Here is a 25,070-nt window from a genome sequence, read left to right on the forward strand (position 1 = left end):
ATTTTAAGTATTACAGCAATCCGAAGATCGCTGCTGCACTTACATCAAATGTCCACACTTATCGACTGTTAATTGTTAAAGAACTGTATTCGGTACTACTTTCGCGCTATCGACAAAGCGTTGTGTTTGTCAGCTGCTAAGAAGGAAGAGTATGAAGCGTTTCGGCTAATTCGTCAACCTTCTTTTTTCACCCTGCTTTACTCGGCATTTGCATGCGTCGTTCAGCGAGGGGCCGAATTATAGCCAAGCAACAGCGTGTCCGCAAGAGCCATTTATGGCAAGACGAACGATTTCACCAAGGTCAGCTCGCCGGCGGCCCGCATCGGCACCTGGAAGCTCTGCAGCTTTTCACGTGGCGTGCCTTCGTTGGTGATGACCGATATGCGGGCGACGGTCAGCATGGCAGTGTTCTCGCCGCTGCCGTAATAATTCACATAGACGTGATAGTTGCCCTTCACGGGCGCCGAACTGGAGAAAATCTCCGGGCCATAGCCGGTGGTCACGTCCACGTCCAGCGCGCCGCCATCTTTCAAGACGCGATTGCCGTACCAGGCATGGCCACCATTCGGCGTGACCACGTGCATATCGAGGTCGGTGCCGGCGCTGTCCCACGACAACACGATGCGCAAGCGCGCCTGGGTCTTGCCCTGGTAGCTGTCGACAAACTGGGTGCGCGCGCGGCTCCTGCCATCCGGCGAGCGCACTTCCACGCTGTTCGAGCCGCTGCCAAAACCATACGGACGGCCATAGCTGCCATCCTCTCCCACTTCCATCGGCATCGCCACGCCATTGACCACCAAAGTAGCGGGCTTGCCCTTGACGGCGCCTGCGATGCGTCCCCGTATCTGCGCCGTCTCAGCCTGGCCCGGCTGCAGGTTGACCGACGCGGCGGGGTAGTTGACCGCTTGCGTGTATTGCTCGCTGGCGCCGGCCGAATTGCGCCAGCCGCTCTTGGGGGCGTCGATGGTGACCTGGGCCTGCACGCAGATTGGCAATAGCATTAGCGAAATCGAGCAGCGGATATAAAAACTCACAGGGCCTCCAGGTTAAGGTCGACGAGCCGGCGGGCCAGCCGCTCGACATATTCTTCGTCCTGGCCGCGCGGATGACGGCGCAAGCCAAGGTGTAAATACTCATGGGCCAAGGTGATGCGGTCTTCGCGCGTGGCCAGCGGCCGCATGAAGATGCGGTTGCGCGACTGCTCCGAATACGGCGCGCCGCTCTGCAAGGCACAGACCAGCGGCGCTTGCGGCGGCGCCTCGTAGCCGGCCTCGCGCAGCAGCACGCGCTGCCAGCGCGGCACGGACCGCGCCAGCCAGTCCTCGTTCTGCGCCAGGCGCCGGCAACGCGCGCCGGTATTGCCAAAGGTACTCAGCGCGCCGCCAGGATACGCCGCCGCCAGCAATTCATCATAGTGCTTGCCTTGTCTGGCCTGCCGCACCGCCTCGCTCCACGCCATCGTGCCCTCGGATGACACGTTGCTGTGATAGCGCACCGTGACGCCATCGACGATCAACTGGTCGGTCCAGCGCGCAATCGCCAGCGCCGCCGGCGTGGCGGGGCTGGGACTGACGCGCTGGGTCGCGCTGCTGTCGGCGATCTGCTGACAGCCCGCCACCGTCACTGCATTCTGCTGCAGATACGTGCGCGCGGCGATTGCCAGCGCCTTGGCCGCTTCCGGCTCGCCGGCGTTCGCTTCGCGGTCGAGCACGCGCGCCACATATTCGTTGACGCCGAAGCGACCGCGCAATTGCGGGCGACCGCCCTTTTCCTGCAACAGCATCAGTTCACCCGTGCTGCGCAAGGCGAGGTTCTGGCCATTCTCGAATTGCACATGGTAGCGGCCATTCAGCGGGCCAGCTGCTGCCACACCACGCTCGCCGCGCACGGCGCGGATCGGATAGCGCTTGAAGTAATCGACGACCACGCAGCCGCCATCGTCGGCCGCGCCGACTTTCGGCAAGCTGGCGGCCAGCCTGGGCGCCCACTGTGCAAAGACATTGCTGCTGCCGCCCGCGCCGCCAAACCAGATCGGCGTGCCGTCGGCCAGCCAGCCGGCCGCGCCGCCGATACGCTCTTCTGCCTGACCCTTTTTCTGCTCGTGCCAGGAATACGTCTTTACGCGCAGCTGGCTGCCGAACCAGCGCGCCGTACCGGCGCCGCGTCCGTCCAGCACCACGCGCAGCAGCGCAGCCTCGGCATCCATGCGGCTGGCAGCCGGGATGCTGTCCAGCGCGCGCAGCAGGCTATCCAGGCGCACCATGCGCGCCGGCGCCATCTGCGCGGGATCCGCCAGCCAGGCAAAGTCGCCGGCCGGCGCGCTCCCCAGACGGCCGGTCCAGTATTTGCGCCACGGCGCTGCCGTGATCATCAAGCGCCTGGGCGAGAAAAATGGGCCGCAGGACTGCGCCAGCGCCGCATCGTGACCGATGCTCTGGCCCGCATCACAGCAATACACCTCTTCCGGATCGCGGCCACCGCAGCGGTAATCCGGCATCGCCACCTTGTTATCCGTCGCGTATATATATACGAACAGCTTCCACAGGCTGGCCAGCGGTATTTGCCGCGCGCCGTCAAACGGCGGCGAGAGGGGCTGCGCGGCGCCGCCCTGACGCAGCTGCCGCACTTCCGTCTTGCCATCGCGCCACCAGGCCACGTCCAGCGATGCAGACCACGCAGGTACGGCCAGCAGCAGGGTTGCCGTCAATGCAGGAAGTGCCACGCGCATCACTCGACCTTCAGCGCGCGCGTGGTCTTGCCGCCGCCTTCGAAGGCTTTCGGCTCCGGCTGATACATGCGGTAAAAGCGTGCTGGCGGCAGCACATAACTGCCCTTCTGCGCAAAGCGCAGCAAATGGCGCACGGTCACGTCGCCGGCCAAAGGCTCGATGGGCACGGCATAGCCGTCGCGGCGTTCGGTGTGGCGCGCGCGTTCCAGCGCAGCCGGCTTGTCACCCGCCATGACCATGCCCCATGTAGTCGATTCGACCATGGCGCCAGGTGGCAGCGCCACTTCCAGCAAACCAAAGCGGTGCTTCGCTCCCGGTGCGGCCTTCAAGGTGATTTCATCGAGATACAGCGCGTCCGTGCTCAGCGCCTCGCCCGGCTTGACCAGCTCCGTCGTGTAGCCGCCCTTGCCCGCCTTCATGCGCAGGATGCGGCGCTCGACGGCAACCGGCAAGGTTTGCGCTTCAACGGCGTGGCTGTCGTACTGCAGCACGGCCACCGTGCCTGCGGGCGCCGGTGCCGCGAGACGCAGTTTGTCGGGCTGGCCCTTGGCGTCGCTCCAGCGCCAGACCGGCTGGCCGCTGCGACTGTCGCGTTTTTGCCAGGCGCCGTCCAGCGTGACGGCCGGCCCCTTGCCGAACGATGCGCCGCCCAGCTTCTTTTGCACCCACATCAACGTCATCGCGCGGTCCAGGGTCGGCATCTCGGCGCGCACGCCAGCCAGCACCGCGTCGGCCTGCGATGGCGGTACTTCGCCGGCCAGCATCAGCAAGGCTTGCGCCACCGGCGCTTTCGATTCGCGCAAGACTTGCCAGGCGCTGGCCACTTGCAGTTGCAGCCCATGCGGCAAGGCGATGCCATTCTGACCGGCCACCAGCGCCGCCAGGCCCAGCGACATCGCTTGCGCTTCGCGGTCAAGGGCTCCGCCCAACAGCAGGCTGCCGCTGTCGCCCGCCTGGCGCGGCTTGCCGCCCAGGACGGCGATGGCGCTGTCGTCCACCAGGCCGGCTGCCAGCGTCTGCGTCGGCAAGCCCATCTCGCGAGCCATCCACAGCACCAGCGCGCGGTCGCCCATCGCATCCTTCAAGCCATGTTCGCCGTAGACGGCCAGCAGCTTGTTCCAGTGCTCGGGCGGCAGCTCGATGCGCAGCGCGCGCGCAGCGTACCAGTCCGCATAATAGGCGTAGGCCGTCATCAAGGCATTGCCGGCCGTGGCGTTGCCCCACCAGCCGAAGACGGCGTTGGGGCCGGCCATGGATACCAGGCGCAGGCGCTGCGCCGTCAGCAGCGTTTGCAGACGCTCACCCGCCGCGCCGGCGTCCGGCCCCAGGCTTTGCGTGGCCAGCGCCAGCGGAATCAAGCGGCTCGCCGTCTGCTCAACGCAGCCATACGGATAGTCGATCAGGTCGTCGGCAATGCGCGCGAACTGGCTGGCCGCTCCTTGCGCGAACGAGACGCGGATATTGCGCGCGTCCGCCGGCAGCTTGAGCGGAATATCAGCAGTGGCGCCATCAAGCGGCAGCACCAGGGTGCGCGGGCTGCTCCAGGCCGCGGGCAAGGTTTGCATGGCCGCCTCTAACGCGTCGACCAGTTTGCCATTCTGTTTCAGTTCCAGGCGCAACGGCCCGCTACCCGCCGCCAGGGGAAACTCGACGTAGTTGACGCCCGGTTTGGCGGACAGCTTTTCCGTCTTCGGCTGCGCCCCGCCGGAAAGAACGACATCGAGCGCCTGCTCCTTGCCCGTCTGGTTGAACACGGCCACCGAGGCACGCGGCGCATCGCCGGCGCGCATCCAGTCGGGCGCCGTCCACTTGGCATAGAAGTTCTTGTCCGACCGCAGATAGGCGGTGCGCTGGCCCACGTGCCCCTGCTCGTCCATCGCGCGGCCCGTGATACGCCAGCGGGTCAGCGCGTCAGGCATGGTAAAACTCACGCGCGCATTGCCATTCGCGTCGGTCTTCAGCGACGGCGCCCAGTAGGCCGTATCGATATTGTCGCGGCGCGGGCGTTCGAGCACCTTGACGCCGCGCTCGTTGTAATTGTGGCGCGCGGGCGCGCCGGCGGTGCGGCCTTGCGCCATGTCGTAGCTGATGAAAGACAGGCTGGCCGTGGTGCGCACGTTGTTGCGGCGCGGATGGTAGAAGAAGTCGCCGATGTCGGGCGCGATTTCCGGCTGCAGCACATAAATCATTTCATCGACCACGCTCAGCGCCACCATGGTGCTCAGCGGCTTGCCGTCGAGGGTGGCCTTGACGTCCAGAGTCACCTTCTCGCCGGGCTGGTAGACCTCCTTGTCGCTTTTGAACTGCAGCGCGATGCGCGGCTCGATCACTTGCAGGCCCGCATTCTCGAAGACGAAATCGCCATTGCGCGTGTACGCCACCGAAAATGTCATGTTCGGGCCATGCTCTTCTTTTACCGGAATGCGCACTCTCCACTGCCGCGGCGCTACGCGCTTCGCCTGGTACCAATCCGCGGCACCTGCCATCAAGCCATGGTGCTCCACCTTGTCGCGTTCGAGCGTCAACAGCGCCTGGTCGACCTTGTCCGAGAAAGTGATCAAGGCCTCGGCGGTGTCGCCCGGACGATAGCGGGCGCGGTCCAACACGATCTCGATGCTGCCCGGCGTCGTCTGCACGCCATCGCCGGCGACCCAGTGGCTGGCGGCGGCCAGCAGGTTGCCGCGTTCGTCGCGCAGCGCCAGCTGATACGAACCCGATGCAGGGAATGTCACGTCCCAGCCCTTGGCGTTTGGATCGAATGCGCCCTCGGTCTTGCTTTGTTTTTCCAGCTGCACCATCTCCCAGCGCACGGGCTTGGCCGCGCCCTGGCCATCGGCCAGCAAGTCGAAGTGCACGGACTGGCCCGGATCGGAAAACTGGCGCGCGGCCCTCAACTGGTAGCTGCTGCTCGAGCGTTCTATCATCAGCTCGCGCGTCGCCTTGACGCGGTAGGCCGCACCATCGGTCGCCAGCACGGTCAAGATGTAGCGCGAGGGATCGGCGGCAGGCGGCAAGGTGAAGTCCACATTGCCGCTGCCGTCGCTCGTCACTTCCTCGGTCTTCAGGGACACCGGGAACAGGCCGCTGTAACGCAGCTCGCCCTCGACCATGGTGTTTTGCTGGCCGCGCAGCGACAACGTCATCTTCGCGTTTTTCACCGGCTTGCCATCGGGGTAGCGCAGCGCGATGCTGCCCTTGACCGCTTCGCCCGTCTTGAATTCCGGCTTCGCTGGCTGAACGTTGATTTCAAAGTGCGGCTTGATGTATTCGGCCACGCGGAAGGCCGCGCCATATGCGCCATCCTTGTAATTGAAGCGCAGTTCATAGCCGCCGGCGGTGGCTTCCGTCGGCAGGCGGAAGCGCGTGTCGGCGCCCGTGTCGCCGGACAGCTGCAGCGTTTGCGTCAAGAGCGGCGTGCCGTTCGGATTGAGCACGGTCAAGCTTAGCGGCGCGCTGGCCGCCGCCTGCGAGTTGCGCGCCGACGTGAATTCGCGGCCCACAAACTTGACGTTGACCTCGTCGCCTGGCCGGTACAGGGGCCGGTCCGTCACCGCATAAATCTTGGTGTTATAGATTTCGCTGTCATAGTAAAAATTCTCGGACACGAACACACCGCCGGCGCGGTCCTGGCCCAGCACATATGTGTGTTCGGGGCTGCCGCGCTCGAGCGATGCGACACCGTCGGCGCCCGTGGTGGCCGACTGCAGCACGCCGGTGCCGTCGGTCCACGCCACGCTGGCGCCGGCCACGGCGGCGCTGTTGTCGCGCCGCGCCGTCCACACCAGCATCTGGCCGGACGATACCTTGGTGACGGCCACCGTGTCCGACACGAACACCAGGGTAGTGGCGCGGTGTTCGCCGATGATCGCTTCGATCAGATACAAGCCAGGCTGGCGTTTGCCCAGCGGGATCATCACGTTGCCGGCGCCGGCGACGATGAAATCGCTGCTCGATCCATCGAGCTTGACGCCTTTCGGCGGCGTGATGGCCTTGGCCTGCCAGATCGGATAGCGGAAGCTGTCTACCAGCTCCATGCCCTTGATCGGCTTGTATTGCGGATGGTTGGCGAACACAGTGCGCCGGCGGATCGCGTCATTCGTCGCCAGTTGCGGCTGTTCCTTGGTTACCGCGAGGCGCGCCTCGCCGGAAAACAGCTTGCGCCAGGCCAGGCGCGACTGCTTCCACCAGCTATCCCACAGAAAGCTCAAGGTGTTGGCCAGGCCCTCGCCCTGGTAATTGCCCTCCACTTGGATGCGGTGCAGATTGCGCTGCTTTTTCAGGAATTCCATCGGTTCGGGCACGCGGTAGACGACGATGTCGGCGCCCGAATACGCTTCCAGGTTCATGCGCCCCATGTCGCGCCCCGGCACTTCCAGGCGCACGCGCGCTTCATCACGACTGCCGTAACTGGCATCCGACAGCAGGAAGAAGGGTTCGCCCTTGAAGGTGGCGTAGTTGCTCGGTTCGCGTTCCTGCGCCGAGGCGCCGCCAATGAGGACCAACGCCAGCAGGCTGGCAAATAACAGCTTCATGACAAAAATCGGCCTCATGATAAAAACGCCAGCCGGAACACGCCGGCGAAATTCGGATTGTTGACCACAGGTTGCCACCGCGTGTCCTTCCAGCTCGTAAGTTCTTTGATATCGACGGTCCGCAGACCATTGTCGTCGGGGGTGACGGTGCCGGTGTGGTAGGCGATGCGCGCCCCCATCCAGACCATCAGGTGCTGTTCGTCGCCCTGGTCGAAAAACAGCAGGTCGCCGGGCAGCGCCTGGCTGATCTCGCGGGCGATGAAACGGCTGTTGTGCTGCACCAGCGCCAGCGCCGTGACAAAGTGGCCAACCTTGCCATCCGCCTGCACCCAGCGGTTGCGCAGGGCCGCCTGGGCCGCGCTCAATTCCAGTTCGGGCGGCAGGCGGCGGTCGCTGGCGATGCCATTCGCGCGCAGCCATTTCGCATCATGCACGGTGAGCGCCTCATTGACGGCAAAGCGCACGAGGCCCGCGCAATCGCGGTGCGTCCAGCGTGGCGACGGCCCCCGTTCGATCTGCACATTGACAATGCGCAACATCCAGGCCTGAAAGGCGCGGCTCTGGGTCTGCGACAGCTGCACTTGCGGTTCGGCGGCCGCGCGCAGGGCCCAGGCATGGGGGACGGCGACAGCGGCAGCCCCTCCCGCGAGCCAGCGCAAGGCCGCGCGGCGCGCGTGCCGCACCGTCATCGCGCAGTCTCCTGCCATTCCAGCGCTTCCCATGCGGTGCCGCTGGCTGGCTGCCGCTTGAGCACCATGCGCAGCGGCGGATATTGTTTCAAGGCGTTCAGACGCGGCACCAGGTGTTCGTTGGCGGCCGCGCGCAGGACCGGTTCGTTATTCGCCGGCAGGGTATCGAAGGCTTCCAGCTGGATCAGCCGGGCCAGCGATGCCGGGGCGATCAGGCCGATCGTGTGTGCGCCATCGGGCAGCAGGTCGCTGGCCGCCGGCGCTTGCTTGCGGCGCACGGCCAGCACCTGGTCCACCAGCTTGCCGTCGACCGAGAAGACAACCGTATTGCCGGCCACGGCCAGCGCCGGCGTGGACTGGCCCAGGGCCGTGGCGACGCTGCGCTCCCAGCGTACGAACTCACCCTTAGCATCCTTGCCTGTAGTCTTGCGCACGGGGTCCTTGCCGCCGATGGCCGCCTCGAACAGGCTGCCATAGACAGCGTCATCCCCGGCCTGCGCACTGCGCGTGGCGACAAACACCGGCGTATGCAGGCGCGAAGTGCCGTACCAGCAGGCCGCAGCCGGCCCTTGCAAGTGCCCGGCCAGCGGCACCACCGGCTCGGAGGTCTTGCTCCCCAGGCGCTTGAGCACGGGCTGCAGCGCGGTCCAGTCCACCGGCACGCTGAAGCAGGCGCTCGGGTTATGCGGCAGCACGGGCCACAGGGCGCTGCTGTCATAAGCACCGTTTTTCAGTTTATCGGCATTGAGCAGCACCTTCGATTGCCAGGCGCCCTGTTGAAAATCGAAGCGCAGCGCTTCGAGCGCGCCAAAGAAGGGCTGGTAGCCGAACGACAGGAAGTCCGCCTTGACGGCGATGCTGTGGCCCTCGGACGGGGCGCCATCGAGATGGAATTGCGCATGAAAGACGTTCTGTTTCGCCGGCTCCGGCGCCAGCAGGCTGGCCACGGTTTTCTCGGCCGTGCCATCGCCGCTCTTGCCGTCGGCGCCGCCGTACAGCATGCCGGGATGGGACAGGATGACCAGGCGCTGGCCGTGCGCGGCAAACAGCAAGGTGCGCTGATAGGCGTAATTGAGTGCATACACGGGCACCTGGCTGCCATCGACGCGCAAGCTGCCGGCCACGCGCATTTGCGTATCCTTCAAGGCGATCTTGCCCGCTTCCTCGAGCAGGCGCGTCAGCTGGCTGCGCGACACGGCGATGGCGAAATGCTTGAGCGAGCCGTCGGCGTCGCGCCACAAGGCCACTTCCGCGGGCTGGTCCAGCACCATGCGCAGCAGCTGGTCGCCCCAGCCCAGTTCATGTTCGTAGGCGATGCGGCGCAAGCTGCCCTTGAGCCCCAGCCGGTCTTCGCTCTGCTCGTAATAGAACAGGAAATCCTCGCGCAGCACGTCGCGCGCCAGCGGCACCGTCAGCAGGTCGCGCGGCAAGGCCGACAGGCTTTTCGTCCGGACCAGCGCGTCGGGCCGGGATAAATCCAGCTTCAGGCCGTTGACCGGCCCCATCGCGCCCCAGCCGAAGACGCGGTAGCCGACCAGCGCGGCCGCCACCAGCGCCACCCCGGCCAGCGCCCCGAGCAGGACTTTCTTATTGAGTACTTTTTTCGCCAGCACCGTATATCCCTTTTTACCCGCCGTAGCATTGACAAGTTAGTAATTATTGACAAATGGTAACATGGCATTTGTGGCCGCAGCGCACAGCTGACGCGACAGCGTAAAATAGCGGTTTCGCCGATTCAAACGCCTCCCATGACCATCCTGCTCTCCACCCTGAACGCCCGCTATACCCACGCCTCGCTGGGATTGCGCTATCTGCTGGCCAATATGGGGCCGCTGCAAGCGCAAACGCGGCTGCAGGAATTCGTCATCGGCACGAAAACCACGGAACTGGTCGAACGCATCCTGCTGAACAAGCCGCGCATCATCGGTTTTGGCGTGTATATATGGAACGTCGAGGAGACAACGAAACTGGTGGCCATGCTCAAGCGCGTGGCGCCTGAAGTCATCATCGTGCTGGGCGGGCCGGAAGTGTCGCATGAGGCGGGCGAGCAGGAAATCGTCAAGCTGGCCGACTACCTGATCACGGGCTGGGGCGACGTCACCTTCCCCAAGCTGTGCGGCGAGATCCTCAACGGGCCGAAGCCGCTGATGAAGATCCACGCGGGCGTGCAAGCCCCGCTGGCGGAACTGCAACTGCCCTACTCCTTGTATACAGACGACGATATCCGCCACCGCACGATTTACGTGGAAGCATCGCGCGGCTGCCCGTTCAAGTGCGAATTCTGCCTGTCGGCGCTGGACAAGACGGCCTGGCCCTTCGCCCTGGAAAATTTCCTGGCCGAGATGGAATCCCTGCATGCGCGCGGCGCCCGCCTGTTCAAGTTCGTCGACCGCACCTTCAACCTGAACATCAAGACCAGCTTGAAGATCATGCAGTTCTTTCTGGACAAGATCGAGGCGAACCCGGACGATCCCATCTATGCCCACTTCGAACTGGTGCCCGACCACTTGCCCGATGCCTTGAAAGAAGGCATCAGCAAGTTCCCGCCCGGCGCGCTGCAGTTCGAGATCGGCATCCAGAGCTTCAATCCGGACGTGCAATCGCTGGTCAGCCGCAAGCAGGACAATCAAAAGGCGGCCGACAACATCCGCTGGCTGTGCGAAGAATCGAACGCCCACTTGCACGTGGACTTGATCGCCGGCTTGCCGGGCGAGGATGAAGCGAGCTTTGCGGCCGGCTTCAACAAGCTGGTGGCCTTGAAACCGCATGAAATCCAGTTCGGCATATTAAAGCGGCTGCGCGGCACGCCCATCATCCGCCATACGGAAAACTATGGCATGGTGTTCGATCCGCACCCGCCCTACACCATCCTGGCGAATAAACAGCTCGATTTCATGAGCATGCAGCGCCTGGTGCGCTTCGCCCGCTACTGGGACCTGGTGGCCAACTCGGGCCGCTTTGCCAATACCGTGCAATGGATGCTCGGCGATGCGCCGTTTGAAAACTTCATGGACTTTTCGAACTGGCTGTACGCCCACACGGACGCCACCCACCGCATCGCGATGGAGCGCCTGGCCAAGCTGGTGGCGCAATGGCTGCAGACGCGCGGCATGAGCGCGGTAGAGGCCAATGCCCTCGTGGCTAGCGACTATGCGGGCGGCGCGCAGGCGGCCGCGCACTCCAAGCCAGCCGAAGTGAGTACTGGCAATGCCAAGGTGCGCCCGGACGTCGCCCTGCCGCAGCGGCAGGCGCGCCACCTGGCGTCCTGAGGGGCCGGCGATTGAACAGCGGTGGCGGTCTGCGCCATTCTCCCTTAAACTGGCGCGATGCCGACTGTACAATCGCCGAAACTGACCCTCTCCCAGACCAGCTCCCAACAGGGAGCCGTCGTCACTGCCAGCGGCACCTGGCAGGTGCACGCGCTGGCGCATGACAATGCCATCAAGGCCATCGAGGCCCAGCTCCAGCCCTTGCAGGGCGATACCAAGGTGCAATGGGACTTGTCGGCCATCGACAGCATGGACCATATCGGCGCCCAGCTGTTCTGGAATGCCTGGGGCAAGCGGCGCCCCGCGCAGCTGACCCTGGCGCCATCGCTGGAAGAGTTTTTCCGGCGCATCGAGGAAACGGGGCCGCTGGCAACGCCGCCCTCGCGCGCCAACCGTCTCACGCCCGTGATGAAGCTGGGCATGGCTATTTTGCTGTTTTTCGAACATTTGAAGGGTTTTATCGCCCTGGTAGGCCAGGTGACGCAGGATATCGGCCGCTTCGCGCGCCATCCGATGCGCGGGCCGTGGCGTGAAATTTCCGCCAATATCTTCCATGCGGGCTTCCAGGCGCTGGGCATCACGGCCCTGGTCGGCTTTCTGATCGGCGTCGTGCTGTCTTATCTTTCCGCACAGCAACTGCGCGCCTTTGGCGGCGACATTTACCTGGTCAACCTGCTTGGCATGAGCGTCATCCGCGAACTGGGGCCGCTGTTGGCGGCCATCCTCGTGGCCGGCCGCTCCGGCTCCTCCATCACGGCCCAGCTGGGCGTCATGCGCGTCACGGAAGAGCTCGACGCCATGCTGGTGATGGGCATTTCGCACGGTTTCCGCCTGATCATGCCGAAAGTGCTGGCCCTGGCCATTTCCATGCCCCTGCTCGTCATCTGGACGGATACGGCCGCGCTGATCGGCGGCATGGTGGCGGCCAAGGTGGAATTGAATCTGTCGGCGCGCTACTTCATCCAGAAACTGCCCGATGCCGTACCGCTGGCCAACTACATGATCGGCCTGGGCAAGGGCGTGATTTTCGGCATGCTGATCGCCCTCGTCTCGTGCCACTTCGGCCTGCGCATCAAGGCGAATACGGAAAGCCTGGGGCGCGGCACCACCACCGCCGTCGTCACGGCCATCACCGTGGTGATCCTGGCCGACGCCGTGTTCGCCATCGTCTTCAATGGAGTGGGCTACTGATGGCGGACGACACCGATATCGCTTGCGGCACCGGCAAGGAAGGCCAGTTCAACCTGCATGGCAGCGCGCCCGTGGTGGACATCACCAATCTGTGGACCAAGTTCGGCCGCACCGTCGTGCACCAGGACTTGAACCTGGAAATCGAACGGGGCGAGATCCTTTCCATCGTGGGCGGCTCCGGCACGGGCAAGACGGTGCTGCTGCGCCAGATGCTGGGCCTGGAACATCCGGCGCGCGGATGTGTCAAAGTCTTCGGTGAAGATATCAACAAGGCAAGTTCCGACCAGCTGCAGCAGTTGCGCAACCATTGGGGCATGCTGTTCCAGCAAGGCGCCCTGTATTCAGCCCTGACCGTGTTCGACAATGTGGCCCAGCCCATGCGCGAATTGCGCGTGCTGCCCGAAGCGCTGGTGCACGACGCGGTATTATTAAAAATGAACATGGTGGGTCTGGGGCCGGAACATGCGCTGAAAATGCCGTCGGACTTGTCGGGCGGCATGATCAAGCGCGTGGCCTTGGCGCGCGCCCTGGCGCTGGAACCGAAGCTGCTGTTCCTCGACGAACCGACGGCGGGCCTGGACCCTGACTTGTCGGAAAGTTTTGTCGCGCTGATCCAGTCGCTGCACCGCGAACTGGGCTTGACGGTGGTGATGGTCACGCATGACCTCGACACTTTGTTCGCCCTGTCCACGCGCATCGCCGTGCTGGCGGAAAAACACGTGATCGCCATCGGCCCCACGCGCGAGGTGATCGAAGTCGACCACCCGTTCATCAAGCAATTTTTCCTCGGCGACCGCGGCAAGCGCGCGCTGGCCGTCCTCGACGAGAAACAGGCGGCCGGCAAGGCGGCGCAGCCGGGCGGCGACGCCGGCACAGACAAGAAAGCGGAGAAGTAATGGAAAACAGATCACATGCCCTGATGACGGGATTTTTTACACTCACCCTGCTGGTGGCCGCCATTCTGTTCGGCGTCTGGTTCAACCGCGACCGTGTGGAGCGCGTCCCCTACCTGCTCGCCACCACCCTGTCCGTGCCGGGCCTGAACCCGCAGGCGACCGTGCGCTACCGGGGCCTGGAAGTGGGCAAGGTCGACGCCATCGATTTCGATACGCAAAAGGCGGGGCAAATCCTCGTACACATCAGCGTGGCGCCCGACACCCCCGTCACCAACACCACCTTTGCCACCCTGGGCTACCAGGGCGTGACGGGTATCGCCTACATCCAGCTCGACGACGAGCACGTGGGCTCGACACTGCTGGGCACCAGCAAGGACAAGCCCTCGCTGATCCCCCTGCGCGCGGGCTTGCTCGACCAGCTGGAAAAGCGCGGCAAGCGCATCCTCGACCAGGCCGAACAGATCACCAACAAGGTGAATAACCTGCTCAGCCCCGACAACCAGGCGGCCATGCTGGGCGCCTTCAATGAAGTGGGCAAGGCGGCCAAGGCCTTTGGCGCCATTCCGCAGCAGCTGGAACCGACCCTGACGCAATTGCCGCAGCTGACGGAACAAACGCGGCAAACCTTGACGGCCGTCAGTACGGCCAGCAAAAACGTGTCGGACTTGACGGCCACGTGGAAAAAGCTCGGCAACGACATCCAGGCGCCCGGCGGCGTGCTCGACAAGGTCAATGGCACGGTCGACCGGGTCGGCCATTCCGTGGAAACGGTGGCCAATGGCGTGTCCTTGGAAGTACTGCCGCAGGTAATCGAACTGAGCGGCGAGGCGCGTTCCTCGATGCGCGCCCTGAAAACCACCATGAGCACGCTCAATGAACAGCCGCAGAGCATCTTGTTCGGCGCCCCAGACATTCCGCCCGGCCCGGGCGAGCCCGGTTTTTCGGCACCGGGCAAATAAGGAGATTGCACGATGAACTTCCCCCGCTTTTCCCCTGTCAGCGTGCTGGCCCTGGCCACGGCATTGTTGTTCGGCGGCTGCGCCAGCCGCGGCCCCGTGCCCACATTCTATGACTTCGGCCCGGCCGCGCCGCCGGCAGCCGCGCAACCGGCCGCGCCAGCCGTGCCCGTGCTGGTGATCGCCGACGCCAACGGCCCGTCCTGGCTGGACAGCCAGCGCATGTATTACCGGCTGCTGTACGCCGACGCACAGCAATCGCGGCCGTACGCCTACAACCGCTGGAACACGCCGCCGCTGCAATTGCTGAGCCAGCGCCTGAAGACGCGCGTGGCGCAAAGCGGCGTGAAAGTGCTGTCGACCACGGACGCGGCCGCCGGCATGCCCCTGCTGCGCATCGATGTCGATGATTTTTCGCAAGCTTTTGACACGCAGACGCAGAGCAGCGGCCACGTGTCGCTGCGCGCCTCGCTGTTCCGCGGCCACCGCCTGATCGACCAGAAAACCTTCAGCCGCAGCGGCCCGGCAAGCAGCGCCGACGCGCAGGGCGGCGCGCAGGCGCTGGCGGCGGCCTCGGACGCCATCGCCGCCGACCTGCTGACCTGGCTGGGCACGCTGACCATCCCGAAAGAATGACGGCGCCAGCTTCCCCCGCCAGTCCGGCGGCACCGCTGCCGCCCGTCCGCTCCTCGCCCGTGTCGCGCGCGACCCTGCTCGCCTACGTCTTCCTGATCGTGTACGCCAGCTGGTTTCCGTTCACGGGCTGGCACAGCAATGGCTTGTCGCCGCTGACGTTCCTGGAAAACACGCGCATGCCCCGTTACTGGACGGGCTTTGACGTGGGCATCAACGTCGTCGGCTACATTCCGCTGGGCGCGCTGATCGTGTATTCGCTGTTTCCAAGGATCACTGGTTTCTTTGCCGTCATCGTCGCCAGCCTGTGCGGCATGTTGATTTCTGGCAGCATGGAAGCCGTGCAAACCTATCTGCCCAGCCGCGTCTCGTCGAACCTGGACTTTTACACGAACTCGGCCGGCTGCTGCATCGGTTCCCTCATCGGCGCCTTGACGGCGCGCAAGCTGCTCGACCATAGCCATTTGTACCGCCTGCGCCAGCGCTGGTTTGCCCAGCACGCGAGCCAGGGCCTGGTGCTGGTGGCCCTGTGGCCGCTGGCGCAAATCTATCCGCAAGGCTATCTGTTCGGCCTGGGCCAGCTGCTGCCCATCCTGTCGGACTGGCTGTCGCGCCTGGCGGGCATGGAGATCGACCTGGCCACCTACCTGCGGCCCGACGTGATCTTAACTGTCGAGCAATATTGGCTTTCAGAAACTATCATCACGGCCTGCGGCATGACGGGCGCCGTGCTCACCTTGCTGTGCCTGCTGCGCCGCGCCGCGCCCCGCGCCGTGCTGATGCTGACCCTCATCGCCGCCGCCCTGACCGTGCGCTCGATGGCCAGCGCGCTGCTGTTTTCGCCGGAGAACGCCTTCGTCTGGATCACGCCGGGCGCCCAGGGCGGCTTCCTGATCGGCCTGATCATGCTGGGCGGCCTGGCATTCGCGCCGCACGTGGCGCAACGCCGCATCGCGGCCGCCACCTTGCTGCTGAGCCTGGTAATGGTGAATACGACGCCGATCAACCCGTACTTCATGTCGACCTTGCAAGGTTGGGTGCAAGGCAAGTTCCTCAACTTCAATGGCGCGGCGCAATTCCTCGCCTTGCTGTGGCCATTCATGGCCCTGTGGTTCCTGTGCCTGCCCTCGCACCGCCTGAACCGGCAGGAAGACGTGCAGCGCCAGCGCCGCGAAGACCACCCATAAGCGTTATCATGGCGCATTGATGAATCAGCAGGAGAATAGTATGAGCGACGCACCGTATTTTGAACGCCACGTTTTTTTCTGCATGAATAAACGTGAAGACGGCCGCAACAGCTGCGGCGACCATGGCGCGGAAGCGGCGCAAAAGCATTGCAAGCGCCGCATCAAGGAACTCGACATGAATGGCGCGGGCAAGATCCGCATCAACCAGGCCGGCTGCATGGACCGCTGCGAAGAAGGCCCGCTGCTGGTGATCTACCCGGAAGCGACCTGGTACACCTATGTCGACACCAGCGATATCGATGAAATCATCGATACGCACCTGGTGGGCGGCAAAATTGTCGAACGCCTCAAGATTTAATGCCAATTTAAGAGATACCCACCAGTATGAGCATCATGAACAGAAACTCGGAAAAATTTACCCTCGCCGGCCATGCAGGCAGCATGGAAGGCTTGCTCGATTTCCCGGCAGACACTCCGCGCGGCATCGCCCTCGTTGCCCACCCGCATCCGCTGTACGGCGGCACGATGGACAACAAGGTCACGCAAACCCTGGCGCGCGCGTTTGTCGCCCTCGGTTACGTGGTGGCGCGCATCAACTTCCGCGGCGTCGGTGCTTCCGAAGGCGTGCACGACCATGGCGTGGGCGAGACGGACGACATGCAATTGCTGTATGAACACATGCGCAGCCTGTATCCGGGCTTGCCCGTGGCCTTGTCCGGTTTCTCGTTCGGCACCTTCGTGCAATCGAAACTGCAGGAGCGCCTGGCCGCCGCCGGCACGCCCGCCGAGCGCCTGGCGCTGATCGGCAGCGCGGCCGGCAAGTGGGCCATGGCCAATATTCCCGCCGACACCATCCTGATCCACGGCGAACTGGACGACACGATCCCCCTGTCCGCCGTCTTCGACTGGGCCCGTCCACAAGACATTCCCGTGATCGTGATCCCCGGCGCCGACCATTTTTTCCACCGCAAGCTCAATCACATCAAGAACCTCGTGATTGCCCTGTGGCATGGTGACAAACCCGCAATAGCAGCAGATGATCATTGAAGTGTGGGCTTACTAGCGCCTCCACGGCTATAATTGATCCGTTTTTTCCACGCGGCCATGCAGGTAGCAACAGCATGGCCCTCAGCCTTCATCTTTTTCTCGCAGACCAGCCCCATGAAAAAACTTTTAGCGGCACTGGCCTCCAGTGTATTTTTCTTTTCCGCCGCCTACGCCCAGAGCGTTCCAGCCCCGACCATCGCCGCCAAGTCCTGGCTGTTGCTTGACGCCACCAGTGGCCAGATCATTGCTTCGCAAGATCCGGACGCGCGCATCGAGCCGGCTTCGTTGACCAAGATCATGACGGCTTACCTGACGTTTGCCGCCATCCGCGAAAAGAAACTGGCGCTGGACCAAAAAGTGAATGTCTCCGTGCGTGCCTGGAAAGTCGATTCGAGCAGCTCGAAGATGTTCATCGACCCGGCCACCCCCGTGTCGATCGACGACTTGCTGCATGGCCTGATGATTCAATCGGGCAACGATGCCGCCGTGGCCCTGGCTGAAGCCGTTGCCGGCGATGAAGGCACCTTCGTCGTGTTGATGAACCGCGAAGCGCAACGCATGGGTCTGAAAAACACGCGTTTTGCCAATCCGCATGGCTTGCCTAGCCCCGATAACTATTCCACAGCGCAAGACCTGTCCGTGCTGGCCAAGCGCGTGATCGCCGACTACCCGGAATTCTACAAAATCGATTCCGTGAAAAGCTTTACGTACAACAAGATCACCCAGCCTAACCGCAACCGCCTGCTGTGGCTGGACCCAACCGTGGACGGCATGAAGACGGGCCACACGGAAGCGGCCGGCTATTGCATGATCGCCTCGGCCCGCCGTCCGGGCGGCACGGGCGAGCGCCGCCTGATCTCCGTGGTGCTGGGCACCACGTCGGACCAGGCCCGCACGCAGGAAAGCCAGAAGCTGCTGAACTGGGGCTTCCAGAACTTCGATACGGTCAAGCTGTACTCGAAGGGCCAGGCCGTGGCCACGCCGGAAGTGTGGAAGGGCTCGAAAGGCACCGTGAAAATCGGTTTCGCCCGCGATGTGCTCGTCACCGTACCAAAAGGCACGGCTGCCAAGATGAAACCTGTGCTGGAACGCAAGGACCCGCTGGTCGCGCCACTGGCTGAAAACGCGCCTGTCGGCAAACTGAAAATGATGGTCGACGACAAGGTCCTGCTGGAACTGCCGGTCGTTGCACTGGAAACCATCAACCAGGCCACGATCTTCGGCCGCGCCTGGGATTCGATGCGCCTGTGGTTGAAATAAGCAGTTAGCGTCCCCCATAAAAAATGCCCGCAGATGCTGCGGGCATTTTTTTCGTCTTGCGTTACGTCAATTACTTCGCCGGCGCATCCTTCAGGTGCGGCTGGCGCGCCACGGGCGGGAAGGTGCCGTGGCGGCCTGCCGCAAACGTCGCTTCCGTCTGCGATGGCTCCACCGGCACGGACACCTTGCGCACCTTGGCCACCTGCGCCGCCGTCACGGGCGTGCCGCGGTTGCCCCAGCTGGTCTGGATGAAGGTCACCACCTGGGCAGTCTGCTCATCGTTGAAAATGTCGGCATACGGCGCCATCGTCAGCGCCGACGGCGCCGTGCGCGTGGCCGGCACGGCGCCGCCCGACAGCACGATGTTGATGGCAGACGTGGGATCGTTCGTCTGCAGCACGGCGTTGCCGGCCAGCGCAGGGAAAGCCTTGTCGTAGCCCTTGCCGTCGGAACGGTGGCAGCCGGCGCAACGGTCCAGGTACAACTGCGCGCCCGTGGAATTGACGATGCCGCTGAACAACTGCTTGCCCAGCTTGTCGTCCGCCACGAAGGCGGGCGTGCTTGGCTTCGATGGCGGCAGGGATTTCAGGTATTTCGCCATCGCCGCCAGGTCGCCATCCGTCATGTGCTGCATGGAGTGGGCCACCACGTCATTCATGGCGCCGAACGAGGCCGTATGGCTGTTGCGGCCCGTTTTCAGGAATTCGGCGATCTCCGCCGCGCTCCAGCGCGCCAGGCCGCCGCCATGTTCATTGCGCAGCGAGGGCACGGACCAGCCGTCGATCACGCCGCCGCCCGCCAGGAACGTCGTGTTGCCCGCGTCCGTCAGCGATTTTTCCTGCATGCCCACGCCGCGTGCCGTGTGGCAGGCGCCGCAGTGGCCCAGGCCCTGCACCAGGTAGGCGCCGCGCAGCAATTGCGCATCGCCCGTGGCCGGCGTTTTATACGGCTGCGGCGTGGGAGCAAAAGCCCAGCGCCAGATGGTCAGCGGGAAGCGCATCGACAATGGCCACGGGATGTCGGCCGCCTTGTTCGGCGTCGGGTCCGCCTTCACGCCATGCATGAAGTAGGCGTACAGCGCCTGCATGTCCGCCTCGCTCAGGCGCGAGTACGACGGGTACGGCATGGCTGGATACACGGTATAGCCGTGCTTGGTCACGCCCGTGCGCATCAGCTTGTCGAAATCGGCAAAGCTCCAGTCGCCGATGCCGGCCTTCTTGTCCGGCGTGATGTTGGTGGAATACACCTTGCCGATCGGCGTTTCCATGCCCAGGCCGCCCGCGAACGGTTTACCCTTCGTGCCGGCCGTGTGGCAGGCGATGCAGTCGCCGGCGCGGGCCAGGTATTCGCCCTGGCGGATCAGCTGGGCGTTCGGGGTGGCGTTCGGGGTGGCGGCGGTGCTAACCGCGCTGGCGGACCAGGCGGTGCTGGGGGTACTGGAGGCGAGCGCCAGCAGCAGCGCGCCCACTGTATGGGTGAATGGTTTGTTCATCTTCTTGTTCTTTATCAAGCGACCAGGGGACGGGGATCTTTCAGGTATTGCTCGCGGATGGCCTTGGCCGACCAGTAGGTCAGCGCGCAAGCGAGGCCCGTCGGGTTGTAGCCGATGCCGACCGGGAACACGCTGGAACCGACGGCAAACACGTTGTGCACGTCCCAGCTCTGCAGGTAGCGGTTGACGACACTGGTCTTGCGGTCCGCACCCATGGCCGTGCCGCCCGCCCAGTGCGTGGTCTGGTAGTTGCGCAAGTCGAGGTGGTCGCCCACGTTCTTGACGGACACCTTGATCGATTCCGGATTCATGGCCTCGGCCACCTTCATCATCTTGTCCGTGACGAAACGACTCATCTTGATGTCGTTTTCCTTCCAGTCGAAGGTAAAGCGCAGCAATTGCTGGCCATACTTGTCCGTGTAGGTGGGGTCGAGGTCGACATAGCAGTCGCGATACGTCATGTTGGCGCCGTGGCAGTCGAACGAGACCGTGTTCAGGTAGCTCTTCTTGACGGCCTTTTTCCAGGCCGAACCCCAGGCGGGCGTGCCGTCCGGCGTGGCGATGCCGGAAATGGGCTTGGAGCCGGCCGGGTTGCACCAGGCGGGCGAACCGCCGACGAAGCCCAGCGGGCCATGGTCGAAATTGTCGCCATTCCAGTCATCGAGCGCGACGCCGGTGCCGCCGGCGCCGATGAACGGGTTCGTGTTCGTGTCTTCCTTGAAGAAAGTCTGGATGGTCGACATCATCTGGTAGGCGATATTGCGCCCCACCACGCCTTCATTGCTGACGGGGTCATACGGCTTGCCGATGCGCGACAGCAGGAACAGGTGCGCATTGTTGTAGGCAAAGGCACTGGCGATGACCAGGTCGGCCGGCTGCTCGACGGCTTTGCCGTCCGCATTGATGTAGGTCACGCCCGTCGCGCGTTTTTTGCTGCCGTCGAGGTTGATGCGCACGACGTTGCAGTTGGCGCGCAATTCAAAGTTCGCCACCATGCGCAGGGCCGGCATGATGTTGACGTTGGGCGAAGCCTTGGAATAGTTGTAGCAGGCGTAGCCGGAGCAGAAACCGCAGAAGTTGCACGGTCCCATCTGGCAGCCGTACGGGTTCGTGTACGGGCCGGACGCGTTCGACGAAGCGTTGACGAAGGGGTGGTAGCCGACGGCCTTGGCCGCGCGGCGGAACAGTTCGGCCGTGTACGGCACTTTTTGCGGCGCCAGCGCGTAATTGTCGGAGCGGTCGCCCTCGAACACATTGCCGTCGCCGACGACGATGCCGTTGACCTTATACGCCTGGCCCGAGGTGCCGAAGACTTTTTCCACAAAATCGAAGTGCGGCTCCAGCTCGGCGTAGGTCACGCCGAAATCCTGGATCGTCATGCCTTCGGGAATGAATTTCTTGCCGTAGCGGCGTTCGTAATGGCTGCGGATCTGCAGCTCTTCCGGCAAGACGCGCCAGTGCATGCCCGACCAGTGCAGACCTGCGCCGCCCACGCCCGTGCCGGGCTTGAAGGCGCCGATCTGGCGATACGGCACGGCCACGCCCGTGATGCTGTGGCGGAAGGTGAACGTGCTTTTCGACATGTCCTGGAACAGCTTGCTGCGCTGGATATACGTCAGCTCGTCGAGGGTCTTCGGATAGGCGCCGTCGGGATAGGTGTCGCGGTACTCGCCGCGTTCCAGCGCGACCACGTTCAGGCCCGCTTCCGTCAATTCCTTGGCCATGATGGCGCCGGTCCAGCCGAAGCCGACAATCACGGCATCGACAGGCTTCATTTTTACATCTGGTTTGATATCACTCATGATGGTTTTTCTTTTTCTTTGATCTGCTACAAAAAGTCTTATGCGATAGAAACAGGGGGCAGCGGGTATTTCTTCCCATACTGTTCCACCCAATCCATGTAATCGGCGCGCGCGCCGGGGAAACCGACCATCTTCCAGGCCAGCATGTCCTTATTGCCGCCGTGCACGGGATCGCAAAAGTAACCTTCGCGCGTGTTTTGCAGCAATTGGTTGAAGAAGACCTTGGCCGGCACTGCGCCGATGTCCAACGTCCCCTTTTGCAATTGCGTGATGACGGCGTCGCGCTCGGCTGCGTTCAGCTGCACGAAAGGCTTGCCCGACTGTTTATGGACGGCTGCGTTGACGCCGGCCAGGGCGCTCTTGTACAGCTCGCGCGGCGCCATGTGGAACTGGTAGCCGAACTGTTCAATCGACGGCACGAACGGCCCTTGCATGTACCATAGCGCGCCATACGCGTAGGGCGTGTTCATCTGCGCATCGATGAATTCATGCGCGCCCGATTCCAGCGCGCCCGGCCCTTCGCCGTCGGCGGGGATCAGGCGGTCGACCAGCGCCGTCAGGGTGGCCCATTCGGTGGCGTCGAAAAAGCGCGGTTTGTAGGCAGGCTGGTCCTTGGAGACGGCCATGGCCAGGCCGCCGCCGGCGCCGGCCAGCAAGGCCACGGCAGGCGCGGCGCCGACGGCCTTGCGCAGGAAGTTACGCCGATGGGGCGAAATCCCGATGATTTTCATAGGTTTTCCTCAGGCGGCACGAGCCGCCACAGTGATGGATGTGGAAGTCAGAAAGAAAATGCGGACACGCGCCGCGGAGAGTGCAGATTTCACGTAGAGATGACTGGAGTATCGCGGCGCGGCGTACCTGCCTGTCGGTTAATTGATCAGGATGATTGACAAGCAGTTGCTTTGCATTTACGGTGCGCATCGTACCATAATTAAAAGAAACATTCAGAGACAGGTTAGACGTGATCAAAAAAGAGGCAGTGGCGCGTGGCCGCCCGCGCAAGGCGGGCGTGGAAGATGCGGTATTGGAAGCGATCGTCATGCTGGTGCGCCTGCATGGGCTCGACGCGGTGACGATACAGATGGTGGCCGACGCTGCCGGCGTGGGGCGCCAGACGATCTACCGGCGCTGGCCGCGCCGCGAAGACATGCTGCTCGATGCGCTCGTCAAGCGCACGGCGGAAAAGCTGCAGCGCGCGCTCGACATGCCGGACGGCCAGGAAATCGAGGCGATCTGCGCGCGCATCTTCGACAACCTGAACGCCGACGGCCGCTTCACCTGCGATTTACTTGTGCTGATCCACAACGATGCGGCGGCGCAACTGCGCTTTCGCGAGCAGATCGTCGCGCCGTGGATCAGCCTGGTGGTGCAGCGCCTCGTCAACATCGGCGTGCGCGCCGACCTCGACCTGCGCCTGTTCGCCTTCATGCTGCAATCGGCGCTCGTGTACCAGATGCAGCTGGGCGGCCAGCTCGATGCGGCCTTGCAGGAGCGGTGTTGCCGCTTTATCCGCAGCATGCTCTAGATTAGCTGGCTATAATCGTGGCGAGTCCCCTTACGCCACCATCAGAAAGCCAGCCCATGAGCCATGTATTTCCCGCCAGCCTGCAAGCGCCGCGCAGCCGTTTGAGCAGCAACGGTCCCGAACTGTCGCGCATCGTCGCCGGCATGTGGCGCATCGGCGAGTGGAATATGTCTGCGCAGCAACGCCTGGCCTTCATCGAGCAATGCCTGGCGCTGGGCGTATCGAGCTTCGACCATGCCGACATCTATGGCGATTACAGCGCCGAAGGCCTGTTCGGCGAAGCGCTGGCCCTGCAGCCGGGCTTGCGCGACAAGATGGAGCTGGTCAGCAAATGCGGCATCAAGCTGCTGTCGCCGCACCGTCCCGGCCATGCCATCCAGCATTACGACACGAGCGCGGCGCACATCACCAGTTCCGTGGAACACACCTTGCGCCAGTTGCAGACGGACCGCCTGGACTTGCTGCTGATCCACCGCCCCGACCCGCTGATGGATTTCGACGAGATCGCCGGCGCCTTCACGCAATTGAAAGCGGCGGGCAAGGTCTTGCATTTTGGCGTGTCGAATTTCAGCCGCCACCAGTTCGAGTGCCTGCACCGGCGCTTCCCGCTGGTGACGAACCAGGTGGAATTTTCGCCGCTGCACGTGACGCCGCTGTTCGATGAAACCTTCGACGGCTTGCAGGACGTGGGCGTGGCGCCGATGATCTGGTCGCCGCTGGCGGGCGGACGACTGTTCCAGGGCGGCGATGCGAATGTGGAGAACTTGCGCAATGTCATCAAGCAGATCGCGGATGAACTGCAGCGTCCGTTTGCCAGCGTGGTGTTCGCCTGGATCATGCAACTGCCATGCCGCCCCCTGCCGCTGACGGGCACGGGCCGCATCGAAGCCGTCGGCGTGGCCGTGGAAGGCACGCAATTTGCGCTCAGCCGCAGCGACTGGTTCGCCATCCTGCGCGCCGCGCGCGGGCACGAGGTGGCTTAGTCTATCTCGTCCGGGTCGTTGAAGACTTGCGGCAACGCAATACCCCGCCAGCCCAGGTGCCACGCCAGGTTGAGCAGCAGGGTGGCGGCGATGTAGACGGCGAAGAACAGCGCGAAGAAGCTGGTCTTCAGCCACACCAGCAGGGCGACGGCGACGATCAGCACCAGCAGCGCGGCCAGGCTTTTCTTTTGCTTGGAGCTGGGGAAGCGCAAGGTCGACACCATCAGGCTGCCCACGCCCACCAGCAATAGCATCAGCAGATAGCTGTGCAGCATGGAATCGATGGGTGCCGGCCAGGCCACCACGACGGCCGCCACGCAGGCGGCCCCGGCCGTGATCGGCATGCCGACGAAATACAGGGGATCCGTCCGTCCCACGTTCACATTGAAGCGCGCCAGGCGCATGGCGCCGCACGCGACAAAGAAGAAGCTGGCCATGCCGCCAAAGCGCAGCAGCAGCGGATCGTGCACGCCCATCTGCACGAAGCCATAGCAGTACAGCAATACGGCCGGGGCGCAGCCGAAATTCATCACGTCGGCGATGGAATCGAGCTGCACGCCGAACTGCGAGCTGGTGTTCGTCAGGCGCGCCACGTAGCCGTCGAGCGCGTCGAACACGCCGGCCAGCACCAGCAGCGCCGCCGCCAGCCGGTAGGCATCTGCGTCGCCGACAGTCGCGTTATCGACGGAAATGACGATGCTGGCAAAACCGCAGGCTATCGAAAGCAAAGTCACCATGCTGGGCAAGGCGTATTTGGCGCGCTGCAGGCGCGACTTGGGCAATGTGTTCAAATTTGTGGGCAATCAAAGTAGCGGAAATGAGGCAACGCAGCGGCAAACGCTGCACTATGCTCATTCTACCCTGTGCAGCTGCGGCACCG

At 63.7% G+C, this 25,070-nt stretch carries 20 protein-coding genes; 11 read left to right on the forward strand and 9 right to left on the reverse strand.

Annotated elements, in window-relative coordinates; all coding sequences use genetic code 11:
* Positions 1–272: 272 nt before the first annotated feature.
* Genes NCG91_RS24965 through NCG91_RS24985 form a run of 5 tightly spaced genes read right to left on the reverse strand, consistent with a single transcriptional unit; the run spans position 273 to position 9,562 of the window.
* The gene (locus NCG91_RS24965) at positions 273–1,001 is read right to left on the reverse strand and encodes a YfaP family protein (protein WP_077409320.1); all 729 of its coding nucleotides are present in this window, start codon (positions 999–1,001) and stop codon (positions 273–275) included.
* Positions 1,002–1,030: 29 nt separating this feature from the next.
* On the reverse strand, positions 1,031–2,722 hold the full coding sequence (locus NCG91_RS24970; protein ID WP_251351643.1) for a DUF2300 domain-containing protein: 1,692 nt from the start codon (positions 2,720–2,722) through the stop codon (positions 1,031–1,033).
* 5 nt (positions 2,723–2,727) lie between these two features.
* Entirely contained in the window at positions 2,728–7,260 is a 4,533-nt protein-coding gene (locus NCG91_RS24975; RefSeq protein ID WP_251351644.1) for an alpha-2-macroglobulin family protein, read from the reverse strand.
* 14 nt (positions 7,261–7,274) lie between these two features.
* Positions 7,275–7,949: a DUF1175 family protein gene (locus tag NCG91_RS24980; RefSeq protein ID WP_077408872.1), complete on the reverse strand. Its 675-nt coding sequence runs from the start codon at positions 7,947–7,949 to the stop codon at positions 7,275–7,277.
* Entirely contained in the window at positions 7,946–9,562 is a 1,617-nt protein-coding gene (locus tag NCG91_RS24985) for a DUF2138 family protein (protein WP_251351645.1), read from the reverse strand. The genes NCG91_RS24980 and NCG91_RS24985 overlap by 4 nt, the downstream gene beginning before the upstream one ends.
* A 135-nt stretch (positions 9,563–9,697) precedes the next feature.
* Here NCG91_RS24985 and NCG91_RS24990 point away from each other — a divergent pair, with 135 nt between their 5' ends.
* The 9 genes from NCG91_RS24990 to NCG91_RS25030 all read left to right on the forward strand — a co-directional run bounded on the left by NCG91_RS24990 (position 9,698) and on the right by NCG91_RS25030 (position 18,388).
* Positions 9,698–11,218: a B12-binding domain-containing radical SAM protein gene (locus tag NCG91_RS24990; RefSeq protein ID WP_251351646.1), complete on the forward strand. Its 1,521-nt coding sequence runs from the start codon at positions 9,698–9,700 to the stop codon at positions 11,216–11,218.
* 57 nt (positions 11,219–11,275) lie between these two features.
* Positions 11,276–12,409 carry an MlaE family ABC transporter permease gene (locus tag NCG91_RS24995; protein ID WP_251351647.1) on the forward strand — a complete coding sequence of 378 codons (1,134 nt, stop codon included), beginning with the start codon at positions 11,276–11,278 and terminating at the stop codon, positions 12,407–12,409.
* Positions 12,409–13,305 (forward strand): ABC transporter ATP-binding protein, encoded by an 897-nt coding sequence (locus NCG91_RS25000; RefSeq protein ID WP_251351648.1) that lies wholly within the window; start codon positions 12,409–12,411, stop codon positions 13,303–13,305. The genes NCG91_RS24995 and NCG91_RS25000 overlap by 1 nt, the downstream gene beginning before the upstream one ends.
* Positions 13,305–14,264, forward strand: coding sequence for an MlaD family protein (locus NCG91_RS25005; RefSeq protein ID WP_077408877.1), 960 nt, complete (start codon positions 13,305–13,307; stop codon positions 14,262–14,264). Before NCG91_RS25000 ends, NCG91_RS25005 begins: the two co-directional genes overlap by 1 nt.
* 12 nt (positions 14,265–14,276) lie before the next feature.
* Complete coding sequence (locus tag NCG91_RS25010; protein ID WP_077408878.1) at positions 14,277–14,897, forward strand: ABC-type transport auxiliary lipoprotein family protein; 621 nt, start codon at positions 14,277–14,279, stop codon at positions 14,895–14,897.
* Positions 14,894–16,081, forward strand: a complete 1,188-nt coding sequence (locus NCG91_RS25015) for a VanZ family protein (protein WP_251351649.1) — start codon at positions 14,894–14,896, stop codon at positions 16,079–16,081. Before NCG91_RS25010 ends, NCG91_RS25015 begins: the two co-directional genes overlap by 4 nt.
* Before the next feature lie 40 nt (positions 16,082–16,121).
* A complete protein-coding gene (locus tag NCG91_RS25020) occupies positions 16,122–16,439 on the forward strand; it encodes a (2Fe-2S) ferredoxin domain-containing protein (RefSeq protein ID WP_034781335.1) in 318 nt (105 codons plus the stop codon).
* 35 nt (positions 16,440–16,474) lie between these two features.
* Positions 16,475–17,128, forward strand: a complete 654-nt coding sequence (locus NCG91_RS25025; RefSeq protein WP_251351650.1) for an alpha/beta hydrolase — start codon at positions 16,475–16,477, stop codon at positions 17,126–17,128.
* Between the two features lie 114 nt (positions 17,129–17,242).
* A complete protein-coding gene (locus tag NCG91_RS25030) occupies positions 17,243–18,388 on the forward strand; it encodes a D-alanyl-D-alanine carboxypeptidase family protein (protein ID WP_251351651.1) in 1,146 nt (381 codons plus the stop codon).
* Positions 18,389–18,458: 70 nt separating this feature from the next.
* On the opposite strand, the gene NCG91_RS25035 is transcribed toward NCG91_RS25030, so the two are convergent.
* From NCG91_RS25035 to NCG91_RS25045, 3 genes are read right to left on the reverse strand one after another with little or no spacing between them, the layout of a single operon-like run.
* A complete protein-coding gene (locus tag NCG91_RS25035) occupies positions 18,459–19,880 on the reverse strand; it encodes a cytochrome c (RefSeq protein ID WP_251351652.1) in 1,422 nt (473 codons plus the stop codon).
* Positions 19,881–19,894: 14 nt separating this feature from the next.
* The gene (locus NCG91_RS25040) at positions 19,895–21,682 is read right to left on the reverse strand and encodes a GMC family oxidoreductase (RefSeq protein WP_251351653.1); all 1,788 of its coding nucleotides are present in this window, start codon (positions 21,680–21,682) and stop codon (positions 19,895–19,897) included.
* A gap of 38 nt (positions 21,683–21,720) precedes the next feature.
* Positions 21,721–22,413 (reverse strand): gluconate 2-dehydrogenase subunit 3 family protein, encoded by a 693-nt coding sequence (locus NCG91_RS25045; protein ID WP_251351654.1) that lies wholly within the window; start codon positions 22,411–22,413, stop codon positions 21,721–21,723.
* A gap of 230 nt (positions 22,414–22,643) precedes the next feature.
* Here NCG91_RS25045 and NCG91_RS25050 point away from each other — a divergent pair, with 230 nt between their 5' ends.
* Positions 22,644–23,207, forward strand: a complete 564-nt coding sequence (locus NCG91_RS25050; RefSeq protein ID WP_251351655.1) for a TetR/AcrR family transcriptional regulator — start codon at positions 22,644–22,646, stop codon at positions 23,205–23,207.
* Positions 23,208–23,263: 56 nt separating this feature from the next.
* On the forward strand, positions 23,264–24,190 hold the full coding sequence (locus NCG91_RS25055) for an aldo/keto reductase (RefSeq protein WP_251351656.1): 927 nt from the start codon (positions 23,264–23,266) through the stop codon (positions 24,188–24,190).
* On the opposite strand, the gene pssA is transcribed toward NCG91_RS25055, so the two are convergent.
* Positions 24,187–24,927 (reverse strand): CDP-diacylglycerol--serine O-phosphatidyltransferase, encoded by a 741-nt coding sequence (gene pssA / locus NCG91_RS25060; RefSeq protein WP_251351703.1) that lies wholly within the window; start codon positions 24,925–24,927, stop codon positions 24,187–24,189. The two genes, NCG91_RS25055 and pssA, sit on opposite strands and share 4 nt — an antisense overlap.
* Between the last annotated feature and the right edge of the window lie 143 nt (positions 24,928–25,070).

This window comes from Janthinobacterium kumbetense (assembly GCF_023703445.1).
In the GTDB taxonomy this organism is placed as follows: Bacteria; Pseudomonadota; Gammaproteobacteria; order Burkholderiales; family Burkholderiaceae_D; genus Janthinobacterium; species Janthinobacterium kumbetense.

Bases quoted from the DNA above. Each gene is read 5' to 3' on its own strand.
- pssA (WP_251351703.1), bottom strand. From the start codon at position 24,927: ATGGTGACTTTGCTTTCGATAGCCTGCGGTTTTGCCAGCATCGTCATT.
- NCG91_RS25010 (WP_077408878.1), top strand. From the start codon at position 14,277: ATGAACTTCCCCCGCTTTTCCCCTGTCAGCGTGCTGGCCCTGGCCACG.
- NCG91_RS25005 (WP_077408877.1), top strand. From the start codon at position 13,305: ATGGAAAACAGATCACATGCCCTGATGACGGGATTTTTTACACTCACC.
- NCG91_RS25055 (WP_251351656.1), top strand. From the start codon at position 23,264: ATGAGCCATGTATTTCCCGCCAGCCTGCAAGCGCCGCGCAGCCGTTTG.
- NCG91_RS25040 (WP_251351653.1), bottom strand. From the start codon at position 21,682: ATGAGTGATATCAAACCAGATGTAAAAATGAAGCCTGTCGATGCCGTG.
- NCG91_RS24995 (WP_251351647.1), top strand. From the start codon at position 11,276: ATGCCGACTGTACAATCGCCGAAACTGACCCTCTCCCAGACCAGCTCC.
- NCG91_RS25030 (WP_251351651.1), top strand. From the start codon at position 17,243: ATGAAAAAACTTTTAGCGGCACTGGCCTCCAGTGTATTTTTCTTTTCC.
- NCG91_RS24980 (WP_077408872.1), bottom strand. From the start codon at position 7,949: ATGACGGTGCGGCACGCGCGCCGCGCGGCCTTGCGCTGGCTCGCGGGA.
- NCG91_RS25015 (WP_251351649.1), top strand. From the start codon at position 14,894: ATGACGGCGCCAGCTTCCCCCGCCAGTCCGGCGGCACCGCTGCCGCCC.
- NCG91_RS24990 (WP_251351646.1), top strand. From the start codon at position 9,698: ATGACCATCCTGCTCTCCACCCTGAACGCCCGCTATACCCACGCCTCG.
- NCG91_RS25000 (WP_251351648.1), top strand. From the start codon at position 12,409: ATGGCGGACGACACCGATATCGCTTGCGGCACCGGCAAGGAAGGCCAG.
- NCG91_RS24965 (WP_077409320.1), bottom strand. From the start codon at position 1,001: ATGCTATTGCCAATCTGCGTGCAGGCCCAGGTCACCATCGACGCCCCC.
- NCG91_RS25025 (WP_251351650.1), top strand. From the start codon at position 16,475: ATGAACAGAAACTCGGAAAAATTTACCCTCGCCGGCCATGCAGGCAGC.
- NCG91_RS25045 (WP_251351654.1), bottom strand. From the start codon at position 22,413: ATGAAAATCATCGGGATTTCGCCCCATCGGCGTAACTTCCTGCGCAAG.
- NCG91_RS25020 (WP_034781335.1), top strand. From the start codon at position 16,122: ATGAGCGACGCACCGTATTTTGAACGCCACGTTTTTTTCTGCATGAAT.
- NCG91_RS25035 (WP_251351652.1), bottom strand. From the start codon at position 19,880: ATGAACAAACCATTCACCCATACAGTGGGCGCGCTGCTGCTGGCGCTC.
- NCG91_RS24975 (WP_251351644.1), bottom strand. From the start codon at position 7,260: ATGAAGCTGTTATTTGCCAGCCTGCTGGCGTTGGTCCTCATTGGCGGC.